The 23,220-nt window shown below is 52.7% G+C and carries 17 protein-coding genes, 3 tRNA genes and 4 rRNA genes; 19 read left to right on the forward strand and 5 right to left on the reverse strand.

The features are described 5' to 3' along the window. Positions 1-9: 9 nt before the first annotated feature. Positions 10-828 (forward strand): shikimate dehydrogenase, encoded by an 819-nt coding sequence (gene aroE, locus I2123_RS03695; protein ID WP_213051833.1) that lies wholly within the window; start codon positions 10-12, stop codon positions 826-828. 50 nt (positions 829-878) lie between these two features. Here aroE and I2123_RS03700 read toward each other — a convergent pair whose 3' ends face one another. Continuing rightward, complete coding sequence (locus tag I2123_RS03700) at positions 879-1,421, reverse strand: gamma carbonic anhydrase family protein (protein ID WP_112168270.1); 543 nt, start codon at positions 1,419-1,421, stop codon at positions 879-881. A gap of 525 nt (positions 1,422-1,946) precedes the next feature. Here I2123_RS03700 and I2123_RS03705 point away from each other — a divergent pair. From I2123_RS03705 to rrf (I2123_RS03735), 7 genes are all read left to right on the forward strand, one after another. After that, a 16S ribosomal RNA gene (locus tag I2123_RS03705) occupies positions 1,947-3,489 on the forward strand. Positions 3,490-3,561: 72 nt separating this feature from the next. Continuing rightward, positions 3,562-3,638, forward strand: a tRNA-Ile gene (locus I2123_RS03710). 132 nt (positions 3,639-3,770) lie between these two features. After that, positions 3,771-3,846 (forward strand) — tRNA-Ala (locus I2123_RS03715). Positions 3,847-4,061: 215 nt separating this feature from the next. Then, positions 4,062-6,971 (forward strand): 23S ribosomal RNA (locus I2123_RS03720). Between the two features lie 146 nt (positions 6,972-7,117). Continuing rightward, positions 7,118-7,233, forward strand: a 5S ribosomal RNA gene (gene rrf, locus I2123_RS03725). A gap of 50 nt (positions 7,234-7,283) precedes the next feature. Continuing rightward, a tRNA-Thr gene (locus tag I2123_RS03730) sits at positions 7,284-7,359 on the forward strand. A 37-nt stretch (positions 7,360-7,396) separates the two neighbouring features. Next, a 5S ribosomal RNA gene (gene rrf, locus I2123_RS03735) occupies positions 7,397-7,512 on the forward strand. The 16S, 23S and 5S rRNA genes sit together here with 3 tRNA genes alongside, the layout of an rRNA operon. Before the next feature lie 299 nt (positions 7,513-7,811). On the opposite strand, the gene actP is transcribed toward rrf (I2123_RS03735), so the two are convergent. The 3 genes from actP to acs are packed head-to-tail and all read right to left on the reverse strand — an operon-like array spanning position 7,812 to position 11,800. Next, positions 7,812-9,446: a cation/acetate symporter ActP gene (gene actP, locus I2123_RS03740; protein WP_420834349.1), complete on the reverse strand. Its 1,635-nt coding sequence runs from the start codon at positions 9,444-9,446 to the stop codon at positions 7,812-7,814. Between the two features lie 26 nt (positions 9,447-9,472). Then, positions 9,473-9,784 (reverse strand): DUF485 domain-containing protein, encoded by a 312-nt coding sequence (locus tag I2123_RS03745; RefSeq protein WP_112167947.1) that lies wholly within the window; start codon positions 9,782-9,784, stop codon positions 9,473-9,475. A gap of 54 nt (positions 9,785-9,838) precedes the next feature. Then, positions 9,839-11,800 carry an acetate--CoA ligase gene (gene acs, locus I2123_RS03750; protein ID WP_213051835.1) on the reverse strand — a complete coding sequence of 654 codons (1,962 nt, stop codon included), beginning with the start codon at positions 11,798-11,800 and terminating at the stop codon, positions 9,839-9,841. 688 nt (positions 11,801-12,488) lie between these two features. Between acs and I2123_RS03755 the strand changes: the two genes are divergently transcribed. Continuing rightward, on the forward strand, positions 12,489-13,073 hold the full coding sequence (locus I2123_RS03755) for a fimbrial protein (RefSeq protein ID WP_112167949.1): 585 nt from the start codon (positions 12,489-12,491) through the stop codon (positions 13,071-13,073). A 443-nt stretch (positions 13,074-13,516) separates the two neighbouring features. On the opposite strand, the gene I2123_RS03765 is transcribed toward I2123_RS03755, so the two are convergent. After that, positions 13,517-14,497 (reverse strand): IS5-like element IS5 family transposase, encoded by a 981-nt coding sequence (locus I2123_RS03765; protein ID WP_000019402.1) that lies wholly within the window; start codon positions 14,495-14,497, stop codon positions 13,517-13,519. A 530-nt stretch (positions 14,498-15,027) separates the two neighbouring features. On the opposite strand from I2123_RS03765, the gene I2123_RS03770 reads away from it, so the two are divergent. Genes I2123_RS03770 through I2123_RS03815 form a run of 10 tightly spaced genes read left to right on the forward strand, consistent with a single transcriptional unit; the run spans position 15,028 to position 23,085 of the window. Then, positions 15,028-15,336 carry an integrative conjugative element protein, RAQPRD family gene (locus tag I2123_RS03770; RefSeq protein ID WP_053011982.1) on the forward strand — a complete coding sequence of 103 codons (309 nt, stop codon included), beginning with the start codon at positions 15,028-15,030 and terminating at the stop codon, positions 15,334-15,336. Beyond that, positions 15,336-15,572, forward strand: a complete 237-nt coding sequence (locus I2123_RS03775; RefSeq protein WP_053011979.1) for a TIGR03758 family integrating conjugative element protein — start codon at positions 15,336-15,338, stop codon at positions 15,570-15,572. The genes I2123_RS03770 and I2123_RS03775 overlap by 1 nt, the downstream gene beginning before the upstream one ends. 55 nt (positions 15,573-15,627) lie before the next feature. Next, positions 15,628-15,999 (forward strand): TIGR03745 family integrating conjugative element membrane protein, encoded by a 372-nt coding sequence (locus tag I2123_RS03780; RefSeq protein ID WP_053012009.1) that lies wholly within the window; start codon positions 15,628-15,630, stop codon positions 15,997-15,999. Between the two features lie 12 nt (positions 16,000-16,011). Beyond that, positions 16,012-16,395, forward strand: a complete 384-nt coding sequence (locus tag I2123_RS03785) for a TIGR03750 family conjugal transfer protein (protein ID WP_053011977.1) — start codon at positions 16,012-16,014, stop codon at positions 16,393-16,395. Next, positions 16,388-17,041 carry a PFL_4703 family integrating conjugative element protein gene (locus I2123_RS03790; protein ID WP_053011976.1) on the forward strand — a complete coding sequence of 218 codons (654 nt, stop codon included), beginning with the start codon at positions 16,388-16,390 and terminating at the stop codon, positions 17,039-17,041. The genes I2123_RS03785 and I2123_RS03790 overlap by 8 nt, the downstream gene beginning before the upstream one ends. Next, complete coding sequence (locus tag I2123_RS03795) at positions 17,041-17,967, forward strand: TIGR03749 family integrating conjugative element protein (protein ID WP_080995075.1); 927 nt, start codon at positions 17,041-17,043, stop codon at positions 17,965-17,967. The genes I2123_RS03790 and I2123_RS03795 overlap by 1 nt, the downstream gene beginning before the upstream one ends. After that, positions 17,957-19,465, forward strand: coding sequence for a TIGR03752 family integrating conjugative element protein (locus tag I2123_RS03800; protein ID WP_213051836.1), 1,509 nt, complete (start codon positions 17,957-17,959; stop codon positions 19,463-19,465). Before I2123_RS03795 ends, I2123_RS03800 begins: the two co-directional genes overlap by 11 nt. Positions 19,466-19,475: 10 nt before the next feature. Beyond that, positions 19,476-19,880 carry a TIGR03751 family conjugal transfer lipoprotein gene (locus I2123_RS03805; RefSeq protein ID WP_053011974.1) on the forward strand — a complete coding sequence of 135 codons (405 nt, stop codon included), beginning with the start codon at positions 19,476-19,478 and terminating at the stop codon, positions 19,878-19,880. Beyond that, the gene (locus I2123_RS03810) at positions 19,880-22,681 is read left to right on the forward strand and encodes a conjugative transfer ATPase (protein ID WP_053011972.1); all 2,802 of its coding nucleotides are present in this window, start codon (positions 19,880-19,882) and stop codon (positions 22,679-22,681) included. The genes I2123_RS03805 and I2123_RS03810 overlap by 1 nt, the downstream gene beginning before the upstream one ends. Then, complete coding sequence (locus tag I2123_RS03815) at positions 22,678-23,085, forward strand: hypothetical protein (RefSeq protein WP_053011971.1); 408 nt, start codon at positions 22,678-22,680, stop codon at positions 23,083-23,085. Before I2123_RS03810 ends, I2123_RS03815 begins: the two co-directional genes overlap by 4 nt. Positions 23,086-23,220: the final 135 nt, after the last annotated feature.

A 23,220-nucleotide genomic window follows, 5' to 3' on the forward strand; every position in this document is an offset into this window, starting at 1 on the left:
ACAAAGGTCATGCCAACTTTTGCGGTATTTGGGAATCCCATCAGTCATAGCAAATCCCCACGGATTCACGCACTCTTCGCCAGGCAGACAGGCCTAGAACATACCTATGGGACGATACTGGCACCGCACGAAGAATTCGAAGAAACACTGAGATCCTTTTTCCACGGAGGAGCCCGGGGTGCAAATATTACCGTGCCTTTCAAAGAACGTGCTTTTGCCGAGTCCGATGAACTCACCGATCGCGCAGCACTTTCTGGCGCGGTGAATACTCTGAAGAAGCTGGAAGACGGTCGCCTGCTTGGTGATAACACTGACGGTATCGGGATGCTGAGCGATCTCGAACGTCTGAATCTTATCAGAAGTAGTGATCGGGTTTTGTTGGTGGGGGCCGGTGGGGCTGCCCGGGGGGTTATCCTTCCTTTACTGTCCTATGGTTGTTCTGTCGTCGTCACTAACCGTACCTTTGAGCGGGCGCAGCATTTAAGCCATATCTTTGAAAGCAGGGGCGAGATCCAAGCCATTGCTCTAAATGATCTGACAAGCGAATCTTTCGATCTGATTATTAATGCCACTGCTTCAGGTATCAAAGGCGAGATCCCGGCGATCCCGAAAGAGGTCTTAACCCCGCAGACCCGTATTTACGACATGTACTATCAGGCTGGCCCGACACCCTTTATAGAGTGGGCTCAAAAGAACGGCGTAACAGAGTATGCGGATGGATTAGGGATGCTGGTGGGTCAGGCTGCCCATGCATTCCAGCTATGGCATGGCGTAATGCCTGACATCGAACCCGTGCTGGCGCAATTGCAGAAAGATTTACTGGGCTGAGAATGGAACCTGAGAGGGCTTTATTGACCTTCAGGTTCCCGGACGGGTTCTTATTGCTCTTCTGAAAGATACACATCTTTCCAGGTAACATAGTTATTAGAAGAGTAAGTTAATCCAGCCAGCTCTTCAGACGTCAACTCCCGAATCTGTTTTACAGGGCTTCCTAAATAGAGATAGCCACTTTCGAGGCGTTTTCCTGGAGGCACCAGGCTTCCTGCCCCAATCATAACGTCATCTTCAATGATCGCCCCATCCAGCAATATAGATCCCATTCCCACCAGAACACGGCTTCCGATCGTACAACCATGCAGCATAGCTTTGTGTCCGACCGTCACATCCTCACCAATAATAAGAGGATAGCCTTCAGGGTTGTGGCGCGACTGGTGGGTGACATGTAGCACGCTTCCATCCTGCACATTGGTTCGACAGCCGATAACGACATGATTCACATCACCACGAATAACAACCAAGGGCCAGATACTGACGTCGTCCGCAAGAGCGACATCTCCAATGACAACGCTGGAAGGGTCAACCATGACCTTTTCTCCCAGAGTTGGCATTAATCCCTGATATGCACGTAAGGCCTGAGACATTTGTAATTACCTCATAATTGAGTTTTAACACTGGCAATATAGTTCGGGTGAGATGAAATACCAATTCATCGGCGGCAAGATTGGTGTTAAAACACGCGGATCGGGTGAGATCTCCGCGAAGGGGTGGAAAAACACGCAGTCGATCCTTTTATTCGAAATTAATGCTTGTGCAAAAAATTCGGATCCCTATAATGCCGCTCCATCGACAGGGAACAACGTGAACAACATCACGAAGTAACCGGGTCGGGAAAGATTAAAAACAGCGGCATCCGGCGAAATAAACGGTTGACACTGAATGAGGAAAGCGTAATATACGCCACCTCGAGTTAGCAAGCGAAAGCGCGTAACTCACTGCTCTTTAACAATTTATCAGACAATCTGTGTGGGCACTCACAAGACGATATCAGCCACCTCGGTGGCAAAAAAATATCAAGTCTTAGAGTGACCAAGCAGTAATTCATTTAGTTGAATTATTACGAAGTAATCTTTGAGCACCGCTTAACTTGTTTAAGCAAATCGAACTTTTAATTGAAGAGTTTGATCATGGCTCAGATTGAACGCTGGCGGCAGGCCTAACACATGCAAGTCGAGCGGTAGCACAGGAGAGCTTGCTCTCTGGGTGACGAGCGGCGGACGGGTGAGTAATGTCTGGGAAACTGCCTGATGGAGGGGGATAACTACTGGAAACGGTAGCTAATACCGCATGACCTCGCAAGAGCAAAGTGGGGGACCTTCGGGCCTCACGCCATCGGATGTGCCCAGATGGGATTAGCTAGTAGGTGGGGTAATGGCTCACCTAGGCGACGATCCCTAGCTGGTCTGAGAGGATGACCAGCCACACTGGAACTGAGACACGGTCCAGACTCCTACGGGAGGCAGCAGTGGGGAATATTGCACAATGGGCGCAAGCCTGATGCAGCCATGCCGCGTGTGTGAAGAAGGCCTTAGGGTTGTAAAGCACTTTCAGCGAGGAGGAAGGCGCTGTAGTTAATAGCTGCAGCGATTGACGTTACTCGCAGAAGAAGCACCGGCTAACTCCGTGCCAGCAGCCGCGGTAATACGGAGGGTGCAAGCGTTAATCGGAATTACTGGGCGTAAAGCGCACGCAGGCGGTTTGTTAAGTCAGATGTGAAATCCCCGAGCTTAACTTGGGAACTGCATTTGAAACTGGCAAGCTAGAGTCTTGTAGAGGGGGGTAGAATTCCAGGTGTAGCGGTGAAATGCGTAGAGATCTGGAGGAATACCGGTGGCGAAGGCGGCCCCCTGGACAAAGACTGACGCTCAGGTGCGAAAGCGTGGGGAGCAAACAGGATTAGATACCCTGGTAGTCCACGCTGTAAACGATGTCGACTTGGAGGTTGTGCCCTTGAGGCGTGGCTTCCGGAGCTAACGCGTTAAGTCGACCGCCTGGGGAGTACGGCCGCAAGGTTAAAACTCAAATGAATTGACGGGGGCCCGCACAAGCGGTGGAGCATGTGGTTTAATTCGATGCAACGCGAAGAACCTTACCTACTCTTGACATCCACGGAATTCGCTAGAGATAGCTTAGTGCCTTCGGGAACCGTGAGACAGGTGCTGCATGGCTGTCGTCAGCTCGTGTTGTGAAATGTTGGGTTAAGTCCCGCAACGAGCGCAACCCTTATCCTTTGTTGCCAGCACGTAATGGTGGGAACTCAAAGGAGACTGCCGGTGATAAACCGGAGGAAGGTGGGGATGACGTCAAGTCATCATGGCCCTTACGAGTAGGGCTACACACGTGCTACAATGGCATATACAAAGAGAAGCAAACTCGCGAGAGCAAGCGGACCTCATAAAGTATGTCGTAGTCCGGATTGGAGTCTGCAACTCGACTCCATGAAGTCGGAATCGCTAGTAATCGTAGATCAGAATGCTACGGTGAATACGTTCCCGGGCCTTGTACACACCGCCCGTCACACCATGGGAGTGGGTTGCAAAAGAAGTAGGTAGCTTAACCTTCGGGAGGGCGCTTACCACTTTGTGATTCATGACTGGGGTGAAGTCGTAACAAGGTAACCGTAGGGGAACCTGCGGTTGGATCACCTCCTTACCTAAAGATACGCATTGTGCAGTGTCCACACAGATTGTCTGATGAAAAAGTAACGAGCAGAAATACCTTTATAGGCTTGTAGCTCAGGTGGTTAGAGCGCACCCCTGATAAGGGTGAGGTCGGTGGTTCAAGTCCACTCAGGCCTACCAATTCTTTCCTTCTCTGCGTTGTCCCTCCCTCGTTTGCTAACGCAAACGTCGTGTGACTCCGCCTTGATAAGAAATGAATTGGCTGACTCATCTAGCGATGAGATAGATAAAGGTATCTGTAAGTGACTGTATGGGGCTATAGCTCAGCTGGGAGAGCGCCTGCCTTGCACGCAGGAGGTCAGCGGTTCGATCCCGCTTAGCTCCACCATTACCGTACAGCCTTTAAATAATACTTCAGAGTATATTGGTAACAGTATGCTGCGAAGTATTTTGCTCTTTAACAATCTGGAACAAGCTGAAAATTGAAACATTACAGCTGAACATCACTCTCCGTAGAAGTACTGAGTGATGATTTTGTCTGTAATAGAGTCTCTCAAATAATCGCAATGCGACGATGTCTTTTAAGACACCTTCGGGTTGTGAGGTTAAGCGACTAAGCGTACACGGTGGATGCCTAGGCAGTCAGAGGCGATGAAGGGCGTGCTAATCTGCGAAAAGCGTCGGTAAGGTGATATGAACCGTTATAACCGACGATACCCGAATGGGGAAACCCAGTGTGTTTCGACACACTATTGCATGGTGAATACATAGCCATGCAAGGCGAACCGGGGGAACTGAAACATCTAAGTACCCCGAGGAAAAGAAATCAACCGAGATTCCCCCAGTAGCGGCGAGCGAACGGGGAAGAGCCCAGAACCTGAATCAGTTTGTGCATTAGTGGAAGCGTCTGGAAAGTCGCACAGTATAGGGTGATAGTCCCGTACACAAAAATGCACTTATTGTGAGTTCGATGAGTAGGGCGGGACACGTGACATCCTGTCTGAATATGGGGGGACCATCCTCCAAGGCTAAATACTCCTGACTGACCGATAGTGAACCAGTACCGTGAGGGAAAGGCGAAAAGAACCCCGGCGAGGGGAGTGAAATAGAACCTGAAACCGTGTACGTACAAGCAGTGGGAGCCTACTTTGTTGGGTGACTGCGTACCTTTTGTATAATGGGTCAGCGACTTATATTTTGTAGCAAGGTTAACCGAATAGGGGAGCCGTAGGGAAACCGAGTCTTAACTGGGCGTCAAGTTGCAAGGTATAGACCCGAAACCCGGTGATCTAGCCATGGGCAGGTTGAAGGTTGGGTAACACTAACTGGAGGACCGAACCGACTAATGTTGAAAAATTAGCGGATGACTTGTGGCTGGGGGTGAAAGGCCAATCAAACCGGGAGATAGCTGGTTCTCCCCGAAAGCTATTTAGGTAGCGCCTCGTGAACTCATCTTCGGGGGTAGAGCACTGTTTCGACTAGGGGGCCATCCCGGCTTACCAACTCGATGCAAACTCCGAATACCGAAGAATGTTATCACGGGAGACACACGGCGGGTGCTAACGTCCGTCGTGAAGAGGGAAACAACCCAGACCGCCAGCTAAGGTCCCAAAGTCATGGTTAAGTGGGAAACGATGTGGGAAGGCATAGACAGCCAGGATGTTGGCTTAGAAGCAGCCATCATTTAAAGAAAGCGTAATAGCTCACTGGTCGAGTCGGCCTGCGCGGAAGATGTAACGGGGCTAAACCATGCACCGAAGCTGCGGCAGCGACGCTTAGGCGTTGTTGGGTAGGGGAGCGTTCTGTAAGCCGTCGAAGGTGTCCTGTGAGGGGTGCTGGAGGTATCAGAAGTGCGAATGCTGACATAAGTAACGATAATGCGGGTGAAAAACCCGCACGCCGGAAGACCAAGGGTTCCTGTCCAACGTTAATCGGGGCAGGGTGAGTCGACCCCTAAGGCGAGGCTGAAAAGCGTAGTCGATGGGAAGCTGGTTAATATTCCAGCACTTGGTGTTACTGCGAAGGGGGGACGGAGAAGGCTAGGCTAGCCGGGCGACGGTTGTCCCGGTTCAAGCGTGTAGGGGGTGTGACTTGGTAAATCCGGTTACATATTCAACCCTGAGGCGTGATAACGAGCCACTACGGTGGTGAAGTAGTTGATGCCATGCTTCCAGGAAAAGCCTCTAAGCTCCAGGTAACACGAAATCGTACCCCAAACCGACACAGGTGGTCAGGTAGAGAATACTCAGGCGCTTGAGAGAACTCGGGTGAAGGAACTAGGCAAAATGGTGCCGTAACTTCGGGAGAAGGCACGCTGGCGCGTAGGTGAAGAGACTTGCTCTCGGAGCCGAAGCCAGTCGCAGATACCAGCTGGCTGCAACTGTTTAATAAAAACACAGCACTGTGCAAACACGAAAGTGGACGTATACGGTGTGACGCCTGCCCGGTGCCGGAAGGTTAATTGATGGGGTTAGCAGCAATGCGAAGCTCTTGATCGAAGCCCCGGTAAACGGCGGCCGTAACTATAACGGTCCTAAGGTAGCGAAATTCCTTGTCGGGTAAGTTCCGACCTGCACGAATGGCGTAATGATGGCCAGGCTGTCTCCACCCGAGACTCAGTGAAATTGAACTCGCTGTGAAGATGCAGTGTACCCGCGGCAAGACGGAAAGACCCCGTGAACCTTTACTATAGCTTGACACTGAACATTGAGCCTTGATGTGTAGGATAGGTGGGAGGCTTTGAAGCGTGGACGCCAGTCTGCGTGGAGCCAACCTTGAAATACCACCCTTTAATGTTTGATGTTCTAACTCGGCCCCGTGATCCGGGGTGAGGACAGTGTCTGGTGGGTAGTTTGACTGGGGCGGTCTCCTCCTAAAGAGTAACGGAGGAGCACGAAGGTTAGCTAATCACGGTCGGACATCGTGAGGTTAGTGCAATGGCATAAGCTAGCTTGACTGCGAGAGTGACGGCTCGAGCAGGTACGAAAGTAGGTCATAGTGATCCGGTGGTTCTGAATGGAAGGGCCATCGCTCAACGGATAAAAGGTACTCCGGGGATAACAGGCTGATACCGCCCAAGAGTTCATATCGACGGCGGTGTTTGGCACCTCGATGTCGGCTCATCACATCCTGGGGCTGAAGTAGGTCCCAAGGGTACGGCTGTTCGCCGTTTAAAGTGGTACGCGAGCTGGGTTTAGAACGTCGTGAGACAGTTCGGTCCCTATCTGCCGTGGGCGTTGGAAGATTGAGAGGGGCTGCTCCTAGTACGAGAGGACCGGAGTGGACGCATCACTGGTGTTCGGGTTGTCATGCCAATGGCATTGCCCGGTAGCTAAATGCGGAAAAGATAAGCGCTGAAAGCATCTAAGCGCGAAACTTGCCTCGAGATGAGTCTTCCCTGTGGCTTTAAGCCACCTGAAGGGACGTTTAAGACTAAGACGTTGATAGGCTGGGTGTGTAAGTGCAGCGATGCATTGAGCTAACCAGTACTAATGACCCGAGAGGCTTAACCTTACAACACCAAAGGTGTTTTGATTAGAGTGACTCTGCTGCGCGCGAGCGTGTGGAAGTAGATTTTCAGCGACGTTCCGAGATTGGTTCGTATGGCGAGGCGTTGTGAGAAATCACGGTGCGTGGCGGTACGGATGAAACAGAATTTGCCTGGCGGCACTAGCGCGGTGGTCCCACCTGACCCCATGCCGAACTCAGAAGTGAAACGCCGTAGCGCCGATGGTAGTGTGGGGTCTCCCCATGCGAGAGTAGGGAACTGCCAGGCATCAAATTAGTAAAGTCTGCTCTTAAGCGGGCTGTTATAAGAATAAGCGTGCTGATATGGCTCAGTTGGTAGAGCGCACCCTTGGTAAGGGTGAGGTCCCCAGTTCGACTCTGGGTATCAGCACCAGTAATAAGCGTAGAGTTCGGTAAATTAACAGAATTTGCCTGGCGGCACTAGCGCGGTGGTCCCACCTGACCCCATGCCGAACTCAGAAGTGAAACGCCGTAGCGCCGATGGTAGTGTGGGGTCTCCCCATGCGAGAGTAGGGAACTGCCAGGCATCAAAAAAAGACAAAAGCCCCGTACGAAAGTACGGGGCTTTTGTCTTTTTTGCTATCAGGTCGCTTGCTACGCGAAAAGAAAGTAGGACAAAGGGAACGCCTTTTGAACGTTGCCCAGCAACTGGCCCGAAGGATGAGCCTCGGAGCGGTTCATCAACTGGCAGGCATCAAATAAGTAGAAAGCCCCGTACTGGCGTACAGGGCTTTTGCTATGCGGGATATAAGTAAATATCTACCAACAAAAAGGCCATCCATTAGGATGGCCTTTTGCATTTCAGCAATCTTAGAGTTTAATAAATCAGTGATTAGAGCTTTGCGAAATCCCGATGCCAGTCTGCGAACGTACGAACTGTGGATAAAAGCGTTCTCTCTCCTTCTGTCCTTCAAGCGAGTGATCGGTAATCGAGAAGAACCATGTGCCAACAAAAGCAACAATCATTGAGAACAGTGCCGGATATTCGTATGGATAGATTGGTTTTGCATGCCCCAAAATCTGCACCCAAATGGTTGGTCCCAGGATCATCAGGATCACAGCCGTAAGCAACCCGAGCCAGCCGCCAATCATCGCACCACGCGTCGTCAGCTTTGCCCAATACATCGACAGAATGATAATCGGGAAGTTACAGCTCGCTGCAATGGAGAATGCCAAACCGACCATGAACGCAATATTTTGTTTTTCAAACAAAATGCCCAACCCGATAGCCACAATTCCGAGAATGATGACCGTGATCTTCGATACACGTAGCTCATCGCGTTCTGTAGCTTTTCCGTCTTTTATTACGCTGGCATAAAGATCATGTGAAACAGCTGACGCACCCGCAAGTGTTAATCCAGCAACGACGGCTAAGATAGTCGCGAACGCGACGGCAGAGATGAAGCCGAGGAAGAAGCTGCCACCGACAGCATCGGCCAGATGTACTGCTGCCATATTGTTCCCGCCCAGCAGGATACCGCTTGCATCTTTGAAGGCCGGATTAGAGCCCACAAGCACTATGGCGCCAAAGCCAATAATGAAAGTCAGAATATAGAAATAACCAATGAATCCAGTGGCATAGAATACGCTTTTACGGGCTTCTTTAGCATCATTGACGGTGAAAAACCGCATCAGGATATGTGGCAGCCCGGCAGTACCGAACATTAATGCCATGCCCAAAGACAGTGCCGATATAGGGTCGGATACTAACCCTCCTGGGCTCATTATCGCGATACCTTTGGGATGAGATGCCACTGCCTGAATGAAGAGCGTGTTGAAGTTAAAATTGACGGATTTCATGACCATCACGGCCATAAATGTTGCGCCAGCTAAAAGCAGAATAGCTTTGATGATTTGTACCCAGGTCGTGGCCAGCATGCCGCCGAACAACACGTACATCACCATCAGGATACCTACCAGCACGACGGCAACATGATAATTCAGGCCGAACAGCAGCTGAATCAGCTTACCCGCACCGACCATCTGGGCGATCAAATACAGTGCGACGACAACCAGCGATCCGCAGGCGGAGAGCACGCGAATAGGTTTCTGCTTAAGCCGGTAAGATGCCACATCAGCAAAGGTGTACTTGCCAAGATTACGAAGACGCTCGGCGATCAGGAATAAAATGATTGGCCAGCCTATCAGGAAACCAATGGAGTAAATCAGGCCGTCATAACCTGATGTATAAACCAGTGCGGAGATCCCAAGGAAAGATGCGGCAGACATGAAATCCCCCGCGATCGCCATACCGTTTTGCAGTCCGGTAATTTTTCCACCCGCCGTGTAATAGTCCTGACGGGAGCGGGTTCGTTTCGACGCCCAGTAAGTAATGTAAAGTGTTGCGCCAACGAACAGCACGAACATCACGATAGCTTCGATATTCAGCGGCTGACGTTTTACTTCACCGGCAATGCCTTCTGCCGCGAAGGCGCTGAAAGGGAGGGCCGTTGAAAGCATCAGAAGCAGCGAACTGCGGCGCGCATTCATGGCTGTACCTCACGGATGATGTCGGCGGTGAGTCGGTCAAACTCACCATTGGCGCGGATGACATAAATACCGGTGAGAACGAAGGAAATTACAATCAACCCGACACCCACCGGGATCCCGCGTGTGATCGTAGCACCTTCATAAAGTGGGGTACCCAGCCATTGTGGATCAAACGCAATCAGCAAGATGAAGGCGACATACATTGCCAGTGTGATACCTGAAAGCAACCAGGCAAAGCGGCTACGTTTTTGCACCAATTCCCTGAAGCGCGGATTATTTACAACTCTCTGATAAATGAGATCATTCATCTCAGTGACTCCTTTGAGGCATTGATAGAGTTCACCTCGCCAGGGCGGTGAAAATTACGATGGCACTTTCATTGATTGTTTTTCTTCCAACAATTTTTCGACTACACCGGGATCCGCCAGCGTAGAGGTATCCCCCAGATTGCTTGTGTCTCCGGCGGCAATTTTGCGCAGAATGCGCCGCATAATTTTGCCGGAACGGGTTTTAGGTAGTGAATCGGTCCAGTGAAGAATGTCAGGCGTCGCAATGGAACCTATCTCTTTGCGTACCCAGTTTCTGACTTCGGTATAGAGTTCCGGGGACGGTTCTTCGCCGTGATTGAGTGTGATGTAGGCGTAAATCGCCTGACCTTTGATACTGTGCGGGATGCCGACGACGGCGGCCTCTGCAATTTTAGGATGTGAGACCAGTGCAGATTCAATTTCTGCGGTACCCAAACGGTGGCCGGAAATATTGAGCACATCATCTACGCGACCGGTTATCCAGTAGTAACCGTCTTCATCACGACGAGCACCATCACCACTGAAGTACATGTTTTTAAACGTAGAGAAGTAGGTCTGCTCGAAACGGTCATGATCGCCAAACAGGGTGCGCGCCTGACCTGGCCATGAATCCGTGATGACCAGATTACCTTCGCAGGCACCTTCCTGAGGGACACCTTCGTTATCCACCAGCGCAGGTTGTACGCCGAAGAAAGGACGCGTAGCTGATCCCGCTTTCAGTTCTGTCGCGCCTGGCAGCGGCGTAATCATGAAACCGCCAGTTTCGGTTTGCCACCACGTATCAACGATCGGGCATTTACTGTTACCGATGGTTTTGTAGTACCACTCCCAGGCTTCCGGGTTAATCGGCTCGCCCACGGACCCCATAATCCTTAGTGATTCCCGGCTGGTGCCCTCCACGGCTTTATCTCCTTCGGCCATCAGCGCACGAATCGCGGTTGGCGCGGTGTAGAGGATATTCACTTTGTGTTTATCAATAACCTGAGCCATGCGTGCCGGCGTCGGATAATTCGGTACGCCTTCGAACATCAGGCTAATGGCACCACAAGCCAGCGGGCCATAGAGCAAATAGCTATGGCCGGTAACCCAGCCGACGTCAGCGGTACACCAGTAGATGTCACCATCGTGATAGTCAAAGGTATATTTGAAGGTCAGGGCGGCATACACCAGATAACCGCCAGTGGTGTGCAATACACCTTTCGGTTTTCCGGTTGAGCCTGAGGTATAGAGGATGAACAGCGGGTCTTCAGCATTCATTTCTTCTGCAGGGCAATCCGCTGATACGCCTTCAATAGCATCATGCCACCAGATATCTCGCCCTTCTTTCCATTCGCCCTGTTTGCCGGTGCGTTTGAAAATGATGGAGTGAGTGACGCTGGTCACTGAGGGATTTTTCAGAGCGTCATCGACGTTTTGTTTCAACGGAATAGTTCTGCCTGCGCGCAAGCCTTCATCCGCCGTGATCACAACTTTTGCGCTGGAATCGACAATACGTCCAGCGACAGCTTCCGGAGAGAACCCGGCAAAAATTACCGAATGCACTGCGCCGATTCGGGCACACGCCAGCATCGCCACGGCTGCTTCCGGCACCATCGGCATATAAATGGCCACCACATCGCCTTTCTTCACCCCCAGACCTTTCAGCACATTGGCGAACTGACACACGTCATGGTGAAGTTGTTTATAGGTGACATGCTGATTTTCAGCGTTCGGGTCATCGCCTTCCCATATTAATGCCGTCTGGTCGCCTTTTTCTGCCAGATGACGATCCAGGCAGTTGGCTGCGAGATTAAGCGTGCCGTCCTCAAACCAGCGAATATCGATATTACCGGGAGCAAAAGAGGTGTTCTTCACTTTTGTGAAAGGTTTGATCCAGTCGAGAACTTTCGCCTGCTCCCCCCAAAATGTATCCGGGTCCTCTACAGACTGTTGATAGTACTGTTGATATTTCTCAGGTGTGATCAGGGTACGTTCTGCCACAGAGGCAGGAATAGGATGCTTATAAACATGGCTCATGATTTTTCTCCTTTGATTTGTTAATCATATGTCAATCAAAGGTTAAGTGTAGTTTGCATCAGGGCTTTGTTTGCTTTTTGGGTGTCAGATCACGCAAGCAGGGATAAAGCAGCAGGATATCTACAACATCGCTGCGGGGCGTGCCACATAAGTTCGGGAAAGGGACGGATAATTTCGTGCGAATTAACGCACCAAAATAATAAACATGTTTTCTCTCAATTTACTGAACAGGTAATGAAATAAGTTTTATTACGAAAATGATCCTGGACCGAATATCCAATGTTTCGGCGGCAACATGTTTTTGAGCTGTGGAAGGATTTTTCTGATCTCTGGCAGTGGAAATGTGTCATCAAACGCTTAAAAGTAAAAATAGTTTAATGCAAACGTAACTATTTGGTTAAATAAAGCTTAATTCCGTGCATAAATAGGAGTGATTTTCATTCAGGGTGGAACATTTAATGTTAATAATTTTTACCTATAAGTTAATTTTCCTTCATAAAGATGAGATTTAAATATTAATGGTGGGGTAAAGTTCTTAATATTTGCATTTTGCAAATTATTATAACGTCAAAACGTAAATATCAGTATATTGATCTGGCAAGAGAGGGGTGCTCTCTTCGGTACAGCGAAAAATATCGCTTAATAGCCCATGGCTTAATAAATACCGTTAAAATCTCAAGGACAAATTATGTTTAACGCTAAGAACAAGACACTGATTATTGCTTTATCTGCCATTCTTTCTGCTTCCGCCTTTGCCGAAGAAGCAACCGGGACTCCTCCTACAGGTACCGACCAGGGTTCTGGCCGTATTCACTTCACCGGTACCGTTATTAACGCACCTTGTTCCATTGCTGCAGGCGATGAAGACATTAACGTCGATATGGGTCAGGTCGCGAATAAAGTACTGGAAACCGGCAATAAGTATTCTCAGAATGTTAACTACACCATTCATCTGCAAGATTGTAACCTGACCGCGCAAACTGCGGGCACCGTTGAATATCCGGCGATGTCTAAAGTAGCGGTTTCATTTGCTGGTACGCCTGACAGCAGTGCAACAGAATTGCTGGCTAACACCGGCAGCGCGAAAGGTGCAGGCATTCGCTTGATCGATGCCAACGGCGACTTGCTGAAAGTGGGCGATACCTCTAAAGACATCAACCTGGTCACCGGTAACAACGAGCTGGTGTTTGCGGCGCGTGTTGAATCCAATACCCAGCCAGTCTCAACCGGTACTATTGTTTCTCAGGCTACTTACGCGCTGAACTATAAGTAATCGGCTTTTTTATTAAGGGGAGTTCTCTCCCCTTTATTTTTCGGGTGCATCGGGGTTCCGTGCTGGATCTATAAAAATAAAAAAGTGGCGTAATTATGTTGTTTGTCTTTGGCGGAACGTCAGCAGTAAAGAAAATTACCACGTGGTGTATTTTCTTCTTTTCAGGATGCTTTATTTCCGTCGAAAGCTTCGCTGTCGAGTTCAACGTAAACTTTATTGATTCTGCCGTTCGCAATAATGTCGATCTCTCACGTTTCCAGACCGCTAATTATATCGCACCCGGCGAATACCTTTTAGGGAAGGTGCGAATAAGTGGGGAAATTCTTCTCGGCTGACTCAGTCATTTCATTTCTTCATGTTTGAGCCGATTTTTTCTCCCGTAAATGCCTTGAATCAGCCTATTTAGACCGTTTCTTCGCCATTTAAGGCGTTATCCCCAGTTTTTAGTGAGATCTCTCCCACTGACGTATCATTTGGTCCGCCCGAAACAGGTTGGCCAGCGTGAATAACATCGCCAGTTGGTTATCGTTTTTCAGCAACCCCTTGTATCTGGCTTTCACGAAGCCGAACTGTCGCTTGATGATGCGAAATGGGTGCTCCACCTTGGCCCGGATGCTGGCTTTCATGTATTCGATGTTGATGGCCGTTTTGTTCTTGCGTGGATGCTGTTTCAAGGTTCTTACCTTGCCGGGGCGCTCGGCGATCAGCCAGTCCACATCCACCTCGGCCAGCTCCTCGCGCTGTGGCGCCCCTTGGTAGCCGGCATCGGCTGAGACAAATTGCTCCTCTCCATGCAGCAGATTACCCAGCTGATTGAGGTCATGCTCGTTGGCCGCGGTGGTGACTAGGCTGTGGGTCAGGCCACTCTTGGCATCGACACCAATGTGGGCCTTCATGCCAAAGTGCCACTGATTGCCTTTCTTGGTCTGATGCATCTCCGGATCGCGTTGCTGCTCTTTGTTCTTGGTCGAGCTGGGTGCCTCAATGATGGTGGCATCGACCAAGGTGCCTTGAGTCATCATGACGCCTGCTTCGGCCAGCCAGCGATTGATGGTCTTGAACAATTGGCGGGCCAGTTGATGCTGCTCCAGCAGGTGGCGGAAATTCATGATGGTGGTGCGGTCCGGCAAGGCGCTATCCAGGGATAACCGGGCAAACAGACGCATGGAGGCGATTTCGTACAGAGCATCTTCCATCGCGCCATCGCTCAGGTTGTACCAATGCTGCATGCAGTGAATGCGTAGCATGGTTTCCAGCGGATAAGGTCGCCGGCCATTACCAGCCTTGGGGTAAAACGGCTCGATGACTTCCACCATGTTTTGCCATGGCAGAATCTGCTCCATGCGGGACAAGAAAATCTCTTTTCTGGTCTGACGGCGCTTACTGCTGAATTCACTGTCGGCGAAGGTGAGTTGATGACTCATGATGAACCCTGTTCCATGGCTCCAGATGACAAACATGATCTCATATCAGGGACTTGTTCGCACCTTCCCTAGCTCACTTTCGTGCTCGGCCCAGATATGGCGAACACCAAAACCTCTGTTTGGGCCACTATGCTTACCGGCACGTAGGAAAATGTCTCCGGCAGGAATACTGTCGCTTTTTGAATTCATCTCTGGAACCCTTCCATAACACACAAGACCACCAGGGTGAGCTATCTCCTCGTTAGGGTAACCAACTATGCCGTAATTGTTCGGTGGCACTAAGTGATCCTCGTAGGTAACTGTACGACCATATTACCAGTACAAAACGGCATGAAGAACAACACAGTAGTTCCTTTTCTACTTTGATGCCTATTTTGTAGGTTTTAGGTAAAGCCCCCGATGGCGCGGTTCGCGCCACGCGTTGAACCCCTGATAAATTTTCAAAATCCCATTCTAGTTGTTTGCTGACCCTCTCCCCCCTTTTCGCCAAGCTCTCTCCTGCAATCTATTACTGATAAAAGGAGGTTCATATGTACACAACACCGCTGCGGGCGTTGTGTCTCGCAGGCAGTCTGCTCACCGCGCTGTCCGTCCAGGCCAGTGAGAAAGACGAACTGGCTCTGGTCATGAAGCAGTTGGATCAGGTGCAGGCCAGCCTGGAGCGCGCCCGTGTTGTGGCGGTTCAGGACGGTCAGTCCGGGCGTTTCCATTTTGACTACCTGCGGGCAACTCAGGACGTCAACACCATGCGCTGGGGGATTGAGTTTTACCTCGAACCGTCCCGCGCTCAACCCACCATATCGTCAGTCTCTGGGCAATACCGCCAGGAGCGTCGGTAATGAATGAAGCACAGACCGCCGCGTTTAAAGCCGCTGCGGGCAACGTCGAGCCTGCTGTCCTGAACCTGCTGTTTATCGGCTCACTGATAGCGGTATTGATGCTGTGGGCGGGGTGGGGATTCGTTCACGTCTACCGGGGGTATGCCGCAGGCAACATCAAGGGGGCTGCGGTTCAACGCTTTGTGGTACGTGTCGTCATCCTTGTGTTGGTCAGTCTGTATTTGTTCGCCAGTTAATCACGTCATCCATTAACGTCATCCATTATTCACTTGTAAGGAAACTACCATGAATTTGCAGTCTCTTTTCTCTTCCTCCCGCCGTGTCGCACAGCGTGTCCGTCGGTCTGCCCTGCTGCTGGCGTTAACGTCGGTCACCTCAGGCCAGGCCGCGCTGCCGACCGTGGAGGGCCCTAAATCCAGCACCGACAGTACGTTCTACGGCCAGATTTCTGGCTATCTGAATGATGGCATTGTGTTAGGTGGATTGATTATGGCCGCCGTCGCATTACTGGTTGTAGCCAACGCCATTATTGCCACGTTCTCTGAAGTGCAGCAGGGGAAGGCCACCTGGGCCAAATTTGGGATACTGGTTGTGGTCGGTATTGTGCTTGTCGTTGCGGTCATCTGGCTGGCAACCAAGGCTGCTACGGTTATCGTGGGATAAGGCAGATACGGTATGGCGACTATCACGTTTCTGCCCGACAGGCTCAATGCCGAGCCTATCGTGTTCAAAGGCTTTACCACGCCAGAGCTGTTTATGACAGCGGGGTTAAGCGTACTGGGCGGCCTGGTGGTCGCCATACCCTTTATCCCGTTTCTTGGTTGGCTGGCTCTCCCTACAGTCAGTTTACTGATGCCGCTGTTTACGGTGTTCTTCGGCGGCAAGCTGATGGCCCGCTTCAAACGAGGTAAACCCGAGAACTACCTTTACCGGCGCGTTGAGCTGTGGCTCAGCCGTCAACGCCTGGGCAACCCTCACTTGATACACCGTAGCCAGACATGGGCATTGCGCCGTTCAACACCGGTTGTCCGTCAGCTTCAGGAGGAATTTGATGAGTAAGTACAGAAGTGCGGTCAATGCGCGTGATCGCCATATTTCAACCCTGCGGGGCTCTTGCGGTGTTCTGCTGGTCCTGCTGATGGTTGCGCTCACCGGCTGGATGCTGTCACCGCGTAATTTGACCGTCCATAATCCCCCCGATTTGCGTTCCGGTTCGACCCGTGCCTGGTGGGAGGTTCACCCGTCCACGGTCTACAGTTTTGCGTTTTACATCTTCCAACAGTTGAACAGTTGGCCCAAAGACGGCAATACCGACTATCCGTACCGTATCAGCACTTTGTCCGCCTACCTGACGCCGACCTGTGAAGAGTGGTTGAACAAGGATGCGAAACAGCGCAAATCTGCCGGGGAGTTGCGTGAACGCGTCAGGGGGATCTCTGAAGTCCCTGGGCGAGGTTACAAGGACGACAGTGTCACGGTGGTGAGCCGCGATAGCTGGATTGTACGTCTGGATCTGGTGGCCGATGAGTATTACCACACCGAACCAGTGAAACGCGCCCTGGTGCGTTACCCGCTGAAGATTGTGCGCTGGGATCAGAACCCGGAAGCCAATCCCTTCGGTCTGGCACTCGATTGCTACGCCGATATTCCCCAACGCCTGGAAGCGGCTCCGGTCGCGCCGGTTGAGAAGAAAGGACTGTTTTGATGCGTATAAAACATCGTCATTATCTGCCGCTGTACCTGGCGTTGCTAGGTGTGGCAGGCACGTTGAGTGTTCCTCTGCCGGTCGAGGCGGTAGAGCTGATGAAGTGGGAGCGTATCCCGCTGCAGGTGCCGCTGACCGTGGGGCAAGAACGTATTGTGTTTGTAAACAAGAACGTCCGGGTGGGTTTCCCTCCCGAGTTGAACGGCAAACTGCGGGTGCAGAGCACCGGCGGAGCCGTTTATCTTCAAGCGAGCAGCGCCTTTGCCACGACGCGGCTGCAACTGCAGGACGTGGAGAATGGCGAACTTATCCTGCTGGATATCACTGCCCTAGAGGGTAAGCAGGTACGTGAACCGGTGAGTTTGGTCTATCAGGGCGACGTCTCCAGTGCGACCGGCAGCGATAACACCTCGGTCAGCGCAGAGGAGACGACGACCATCAAAGGCAAGGGCCAGACCTCCGCCAAAGACACTGCCCCACGTATCACCACACCGCTGCCGATTGCCCTGACGCGTTATGCGGCGCAAAGCCTCTATGCACCGCTGCGTACGATTGAAGCGTTGCCGGGGGTACACGCCATTTCGCACGGTCTGGCATCGACCATTACGTCACTGTTGCCCTCCGAACCTGTCACGGTTCGCCCACTGGCGGCCTGGGGTGTTCAGGGGTACAACGTGGTCGCCCTGAAGCTGACTAATCAGCGGTCGGGGAAAGTGGTTCTTGATCCGCGTCGTTTGCAAGGCACCTTCCATTCGGCCACCTTCCAGCATCGCTGGCTGGGGGCTGCCGGGACACCGGAAGATACCACGTTGTTGTATCTGGTGATGCAGGGACGCCCGGACGCGGCGTTTTTGCCGGAGCCCGTGGTTCCGGCAGTGAAGGGCAAGACACGCCCCTCATCAGGAGGACAACCCCATGCAAATTAAATCCAATACCCTGCTGAAAGTTCTGGTGCCGGTGGTGTTGTTTATTGCGATTGCCATCGGTGTCAAATCCTGTGGCTCAGGCACCACACCGGCCTCATCGAGCGCCAAGCCGAATACGGTGGCTGATCTGACCGACGAGGAGTTACAGATACTGGGCATCGAGGGGGATACGCCGGAAGACACCTTACGTACCCTGGTGGCGCGTCTGAAAGTGATACAAGACAAGCAGAACAGTCTGGAACAGCGGAATGTCACGCTGTCGGAAGAGAATGCCACCCTCAAAGAAGGCGGGGCGAATGTTGATGGCCGCATTCGTGATGCGGTCAATGTGGCGAAGCAGGAAGAGTCACAGGCCCGGCAGAAACTTCAGGCGGAGCAGCAGCGGCTGGCGACGCTGATTGACAGTCTGAAGGGGATGGGCGGTACGTCAGGCCAGACACCGCCTGCCGGTTCATCGGGTTCATCCGCGTCAGGGCAGGGGCAATCGGGTGATTTGCCGATTGGTCTGGGTCTGGAAGGCAGTGAGGGCGCAGTGAGTGCAGGGACAGTCAGCGGTGGCGTGATGTGGATCGAACCGCAGGATGCGGTTCAACTCGACCGTAATGGCAAGCCGGTTATAGGTGCTGCTGTAGGTACGGCAGCGGGTACTGGCAGTTTCCAATTCCCGTCTTCCTTTGCCAGCTTGGATGATAACGAAATTTCTCGCCAGAAAGCCGAACTGGACCGGGCTGCGAAAAATCAGCAGGGCATCGAGGAAGCGACACCGGTGTATACGTTGCCGGAGAACTCGACGCTGATTGGCAGTCGTGGCATGACAGCGCTGCTGGGCCGGGTGCCGATTGATGGCAAAGTGACTGATCCGTACCCGTTCAAGGTGCTTATCGGCAAGGAGAACCTGACCGCCAACGGTATCGAACTGCCTGATGTGGAAGGGGCTATTGTCTCCGGCACCGCCACCGGTGATTGGGTGTTGTCCTGTGTCCGTGGGGAAGTGCATTCCATTACTTTTGTGTTTACCGATGGCACCGTGCGTACTGTGCCGTCGCCAGCAAAATCCAGTGATGGTAGCAACGGCAAGTCAAATGTCGGCAGCATCGGCTGGTTGTCGGATGAGAACGGTATTCCCTGCCTGTCCGGGGAGCGCAAGTCCAACGCCTCCACCTACCTGCCCACCCTGTTTGCTCTTTCCGGGGCCGGTGCAGCGGCGGATGCGATGGCGAACAGCCAGACCACCACGTCGGTGGATGGCACCACGGTGACCAGTACGTTGACCGGCAGTGCCGGACAGGCGGCACTGGGCAAGGCGTTGTCAGGTGGAACGAACGAGCTGGCTGATTGGGTGAAAGCGCGTTACGGCCAGATGTTTGACGCCGTGTATGTGCCTCCGGGTGCCCAGGTGGCGGTGCATATCACCCGCCAAATCCCGATTGATTTTGAAACACAGGGCCGGAAGGTTCGGTACGATTTTGATATCCGCCAGCAACATGGGCTGGATTAAGGAGATTGTGATGAAACAGCGAGTGTTACCTTTATTGTGCCTGGCGGTTCTGTTGACTGGTTGCTCGACGTCAAAGGATGAAATGCTGCCACCGGGGGACTCGACCATGCTGGAGTTGTGGCAAAACAAAGGTTCGTCGGCACGGACAGCGACCGAGGCTCGCAGTACATTACGCCGGGGATTGACCGATGACGACAGCGCTGTACGTCAGGCCATCGAGGAGAGCTATACCCGGACGGCGGAAAACGAGATCCAGCAGGTGTTCCCGCGCCTGCCGAACCCTGACATGGTGATTTATATCTACCCGCATATGGCTGGGAATGCCCCTGCGCCAGTGCCGGGCTACAGCTCTGTATTCCCGTTTTTTAGCCAGGTGCAGTATGCGCTGCCCGGCGAACGTACGGAGGCTTTGTGATGTTCTCATTGTTTAGCAAGAAAAAAATCAGCAAATCTGCGCCGGGCTTACCCGATAACCATGAAGGTACTGACACTGCCCTATTAGAACGTGAACCGCAGGTGAAAACCGGCAAGCTGACGGTGGCTGAGGAAAAGGCACTTTACCCGAACAACCCGACGTTCGTGGATTACCTGCCGTGGGCCGAGTACCTGCCGCGCAGCCAGTGCCTGTTGCTCGATGACGGGGTATCGGTCGGGGCGGTGTTTGAGATTGTGCCGGTGGGGACCGAAGGGCGGACGCCGGAACGGCTGGAGGAGATCCGCGATGTGGTGGAAGACGCTCTGCAGGACAGTTTTGAGGAGCGGGATTCGCACCCGTGGGTTATCCAGTTCTTCTGTCAGGATGAAACCGACGTCACCGAGTACCTGGATCACCTGCGCGGTTACGTTAAACCCTGGGCGCAGGGAACGGCGTTTACCGAGGCCTATCTCACCGAGATGGAACGGCATATGCGCGGCATTGCGGTGCCCAAGGGGCTGTTTATCGACAAGGCGATCACCGGTGCACCCTGGCGCGGCCAGCAACGCCGGACCCGGATGGTGGTCTACCGCTATGTCAATCCGGCACTGCGTGAGCCCCATGCGCCTGAAGAGGCGTTGAACCAGGTCTGTGAACGTCTCTCGTCAGCGCTGGCCGGTGCCGGTGTCGTGGCTGCCCGCCAGAACGGAGAGCAGATCCACGCCTGGTTGCTACGTTGGTTCAACCCCGAGCCTGATTGGGTCGATAAAGAGACCTTGTATCGTACGGCAGCGCATCAGGATGATGAGTCGGGTGTGTTACCGGTGGAAAATGATTTCAGTGAGACAGTGCTGTTTTCGCCGCCGCGTTCGGACGTTGAGCGCGGCATTTGGTGGTTTGACGACCAGGCGCATAAGGCGGTCACGGTTGACCGGCTGCGTCGAGCCCCGACCGTGGGGCACCTGACGGGCGAAACACGCAAAGGGGAAAATATCAATGCGTTGATGGATTTGCTGCCGGAGGGAACGGTGGTCTCACTGACCCTAGTGGTACAGCCCCAGGACGTGCTGGAAGAGCGTTTTAATCACCTGGCGAAGAATGCCATCGGCGAGAATACCGAGTCGGAGCGGGTGCGTGAAGACTCGGAGACGGCCAAGCGTTATCTGGGGGAAAAACACAAGTTGTACCGGGGCAGTATGACCTTCTACCTGAAAGCCCCGACCGTCAAGGTGCTGAATACCCGTCAGCGTGACCTGACGGCGGTCTTGTTGAACGCCGGGTTGCAGCCGGTGAAACCGGAGTTTGATGTTGCCCCGCTCAACGGCTATTTGCGGGCCTTGCCGATGTGTTTTAACCCGATGCACGATAAAAAACACTGGTACACGCGTCTCACGTTTGTCCAGCATATGGCTAATCTGTTGCCGGTGTTTGGTCGGGATACCGGTACCGGGCATCCGGGCTTTACCTTCTTCAATCGAGGCGGTGCACCGCTGACCTTTGATCCACTCAACAGTCAGGATCGCTCCAAGAATGCCCACCTGGTGGTGTTTGGTCCCACTGGCTCGGGGAAATCGGCCACTTTGAACAGCCTGTTTGCGCAATTGATGGCTATCCACCGTCCCCGGTTGTTTATTGCCGAAGCTGGTAACTCCTTTGGTCTGTTTGCGGATTATTGTGAAGAGCAGGATCTGACGGTGAACAAGGTCAGCATCAAGCCCGGTTGCGGCATTTCCCTGGCTCCGTTTGCCGATGCGCACCGTTTGATCGAGATGCCTGCCGTTATGGTGAGTGAGGAAGAACTGAGTGAACGCATCGAGACTGAAGACAGTGATGAGGAGGATGACGATGAGGAGCGTGACATTCTGGGTGAACTGGAGATTGTGGCACGACTGATGATCACCGGTGGGGAAGCCAAGGAAGAGGCCAAACTGGAGCGGGCTGATCGGGGCATGATGCGTGAGGCCATCCTGGTGGCCGCGCGAGCAGCCTATAACGCGGGGCGACAGATGGTCACCGGCGACCTGCAGGCGGCGTTATACCAGTTTGCCGCTGAGGAAGCACGTCCTGAAGTACGCCGTAATCGTGCGCAGAACATGGGGGAGTCGTTGGGCGTATTTATGCAGGGGTTCCTGGGCGAGCTGTTTAACCGCCCCGGAGAGAACTGGCCTGAGGCGGATGTGACACTGATTGACCTGGGGACGTTGGCGCGGGAAGGGTATGAGGCGGCGTTGGCAGTGGCTTACACTTCGCTGGTGAACACCATCAATAACATTGCCGAGCGTGACCAGTTCCTGGACAGGGAAATCGTGTTTGCGACCGATGAGGCACACATGATAACGACCAACCCGCTGCTGGCCCCGTTTGTGGTCAAGATCGTAAAGATGTGGCGTAAGTTGGGAGCCTGGTTGTGGCTGGCAACGCAGAACCTGGAGGATTTTCCGAATACGTCGAAGAAGATGCTCAATATGATCGAATGGTGGCTGTGCCTGGTGATGCCGCCGGAAGAGGTGGAAGAGATCGCTCGCTTCAAGAAATTGACGACGGAGCAAAAAGCCATGTTGCTGTCGGCAACCAAAACCCCCCGTTGTTATACCGAAGGGGTGGTACTGGCGAGCCGCATCGAAGCGCTGTTCCGGGCGGTACCACCGAGTCTGTATCTGGCTCTGGGGATGACCGAGAAGGAGGAGAAGGCAGCACGGCGGGCGATAATGCAGGCGCAGGGCGTGACGGAACTGGCGGCAGCGAAAGAGATTGCTCGCCAACTGGATGTGGCTCGCGGTATCGCTAAGGCGGCGGCATGATGCAGTTGAAGAAGGCCATGTTGGAGATTGTGGCCGGTGAGGGTGGTGAAGGTGGCGTGTTGTTTGAGGCTCCACCACAGGGCAACCCGCGTATCAGTGAGGTCCATGCCGGGCAGTTGGCAGAATTGTGTGAGCAGATCCGGGGGCGTACCCAGTCTGTGGTCTCGATCACCTGTTCGCCGCACCGGGTGGGGCATTACAGTTGCGTCGCGGTGAAGTTCGCTGGCGCCGATGGCAGTGTCAATCTGCTGTTAACGGTCACTGGCACGTTACGCTGGCCGACCGCACAGGATTATGCCCAGGCTCCGCGCTGGTATATCAATCTGCCGGATGCGGTTGATGCGATGTACCTAGTTACACAATTGGTTGAGCGTTTGGGTATTCCTGAGCGGAAGGTTAGGTAATATAAATATCGATCCATAGGAGAGTGGCTCTCCATATATGTTGTTGTCCGTTACCGTCGATTAGGTAGAAGACTGGGGCTGGTTAATATAGGGACTATCAGATCAAGTCTGAAGCACTACAAATAACGGCAGGTT

The sequence above is a fragment of the Rahnella inusitata genome, from assembly GCF_018288855.1.
Taxonomy (GTDB): Bacteria; Pseudomonadota; Gammaproteobacteria; order Enterobacterales; family Enterobacteriaceae; genus Rahnella; species Rahnella inusitata.

Coding starts and splice junctions, on each gene's coding strand:
- aroE (WP_213051833.1), top strand. CDS start 10: ATGCCAACTTTTGCGGTATTTGGGAATCCCATCAGTCATAGCAAATCC.
- I2123_RS03700 (WP_112168270.1), bottom strand. CDS start 1,421: ATGTCTCAGGCCTTACGTGCATATCAGGGATTAATGCCAACTCTGGGA.
- actP (WP_420834349.1), bottom strand. CDS start 9,446: ATGCTTTCAACGGCCCTCCCTTTCAGCGCCTTCGCGGCAGAAGGCATT.
- I2123_RS03745 (WP_112167947.1), bottom strand. CDS start 9,784: ATGAATGATCTCATTTATCAGAGAGTTGTAAATAATCCGCGCTTCAGG.
- acs (WP_213051835.1), bottom strand. CDS start 11,800: ATGAGCCATGTTTATAAGCATCCTATTCCTGCCTCTGTGGCAGAACGT.
- I2123_RS03755 (WP_112167949.1), top strand. CDS start 12,489: ATGTTTAACGCTAAGAACAAGACACTGATTATTGCTTTATCTGCCATT.
- I2123_RS03765 (WP_000019402.1), bottom strand. CDS start 14,497: ATGAGTCATCAACTCACCTTCGCCGACAGTGAATTCAGCAGTAAGCGC.
- I2123_RS03770 (WP_053011982.1), top strand. CDS start 15,028: ATGTACACAACACCGCTGCGGGCGTTGTGTCTCGCAGGCAGTCTGCTC.
- I2123_RS03775 (WP_053011979.1), top strand. CDS start 15,336: ATGAATGAAGCACAGACCGCCGCGTTTAAAGCCGCTGCGGGCAACGTC.
- I2123_RS03785 (WP_053011977.1), top strand. CDS start 16,012: ATGGCGACTATCACGTTTCTGCCCGACAGGCTCAATGCCGAGCCTATC.
- I2123_RS03790 (WP_053011976.1), top strand. CDS start 16,388: ATGAGTAAGTACAGAAGTGCGGTCAATGCGCGTGATCGCCATATTTCA.
- I2123_RS03795 (WP_080995075.1), top strand. CDS start 17,041: ATGCGTATAAAACATCGTCATTATCTGCCGCTGTACCTGGCGTTGCTA.
- I2123_RS03800 (WP_213051836.1), top strand. CDS start 17,957: ATGCAAATTAAATCCAATACCCTGCTGAAAGTTCTGGTGCCGGTGGTG.
- I2123_RS03805 (WP_053011974.1), top strand. CDS start 19,476: ATGAAACAGCGAGTGTTACCTTTATTGTGCCTGGCGGTTCTGTTGACT.
- I2123_RS03810 (WP_053011972.1), top strand. CDS start 19,880: ATGTTCTCATTGTTTAGCAAGAAAAAAATCAGCAAATCTGCGCCGGGC.
- I2123_RS03815 (WP_053011971.1), top strand. CDS start 22,678: ATGATGCAGTTGAAGAAGGCCATGTTGGAGATTGTGGCCGGTGAGGGT.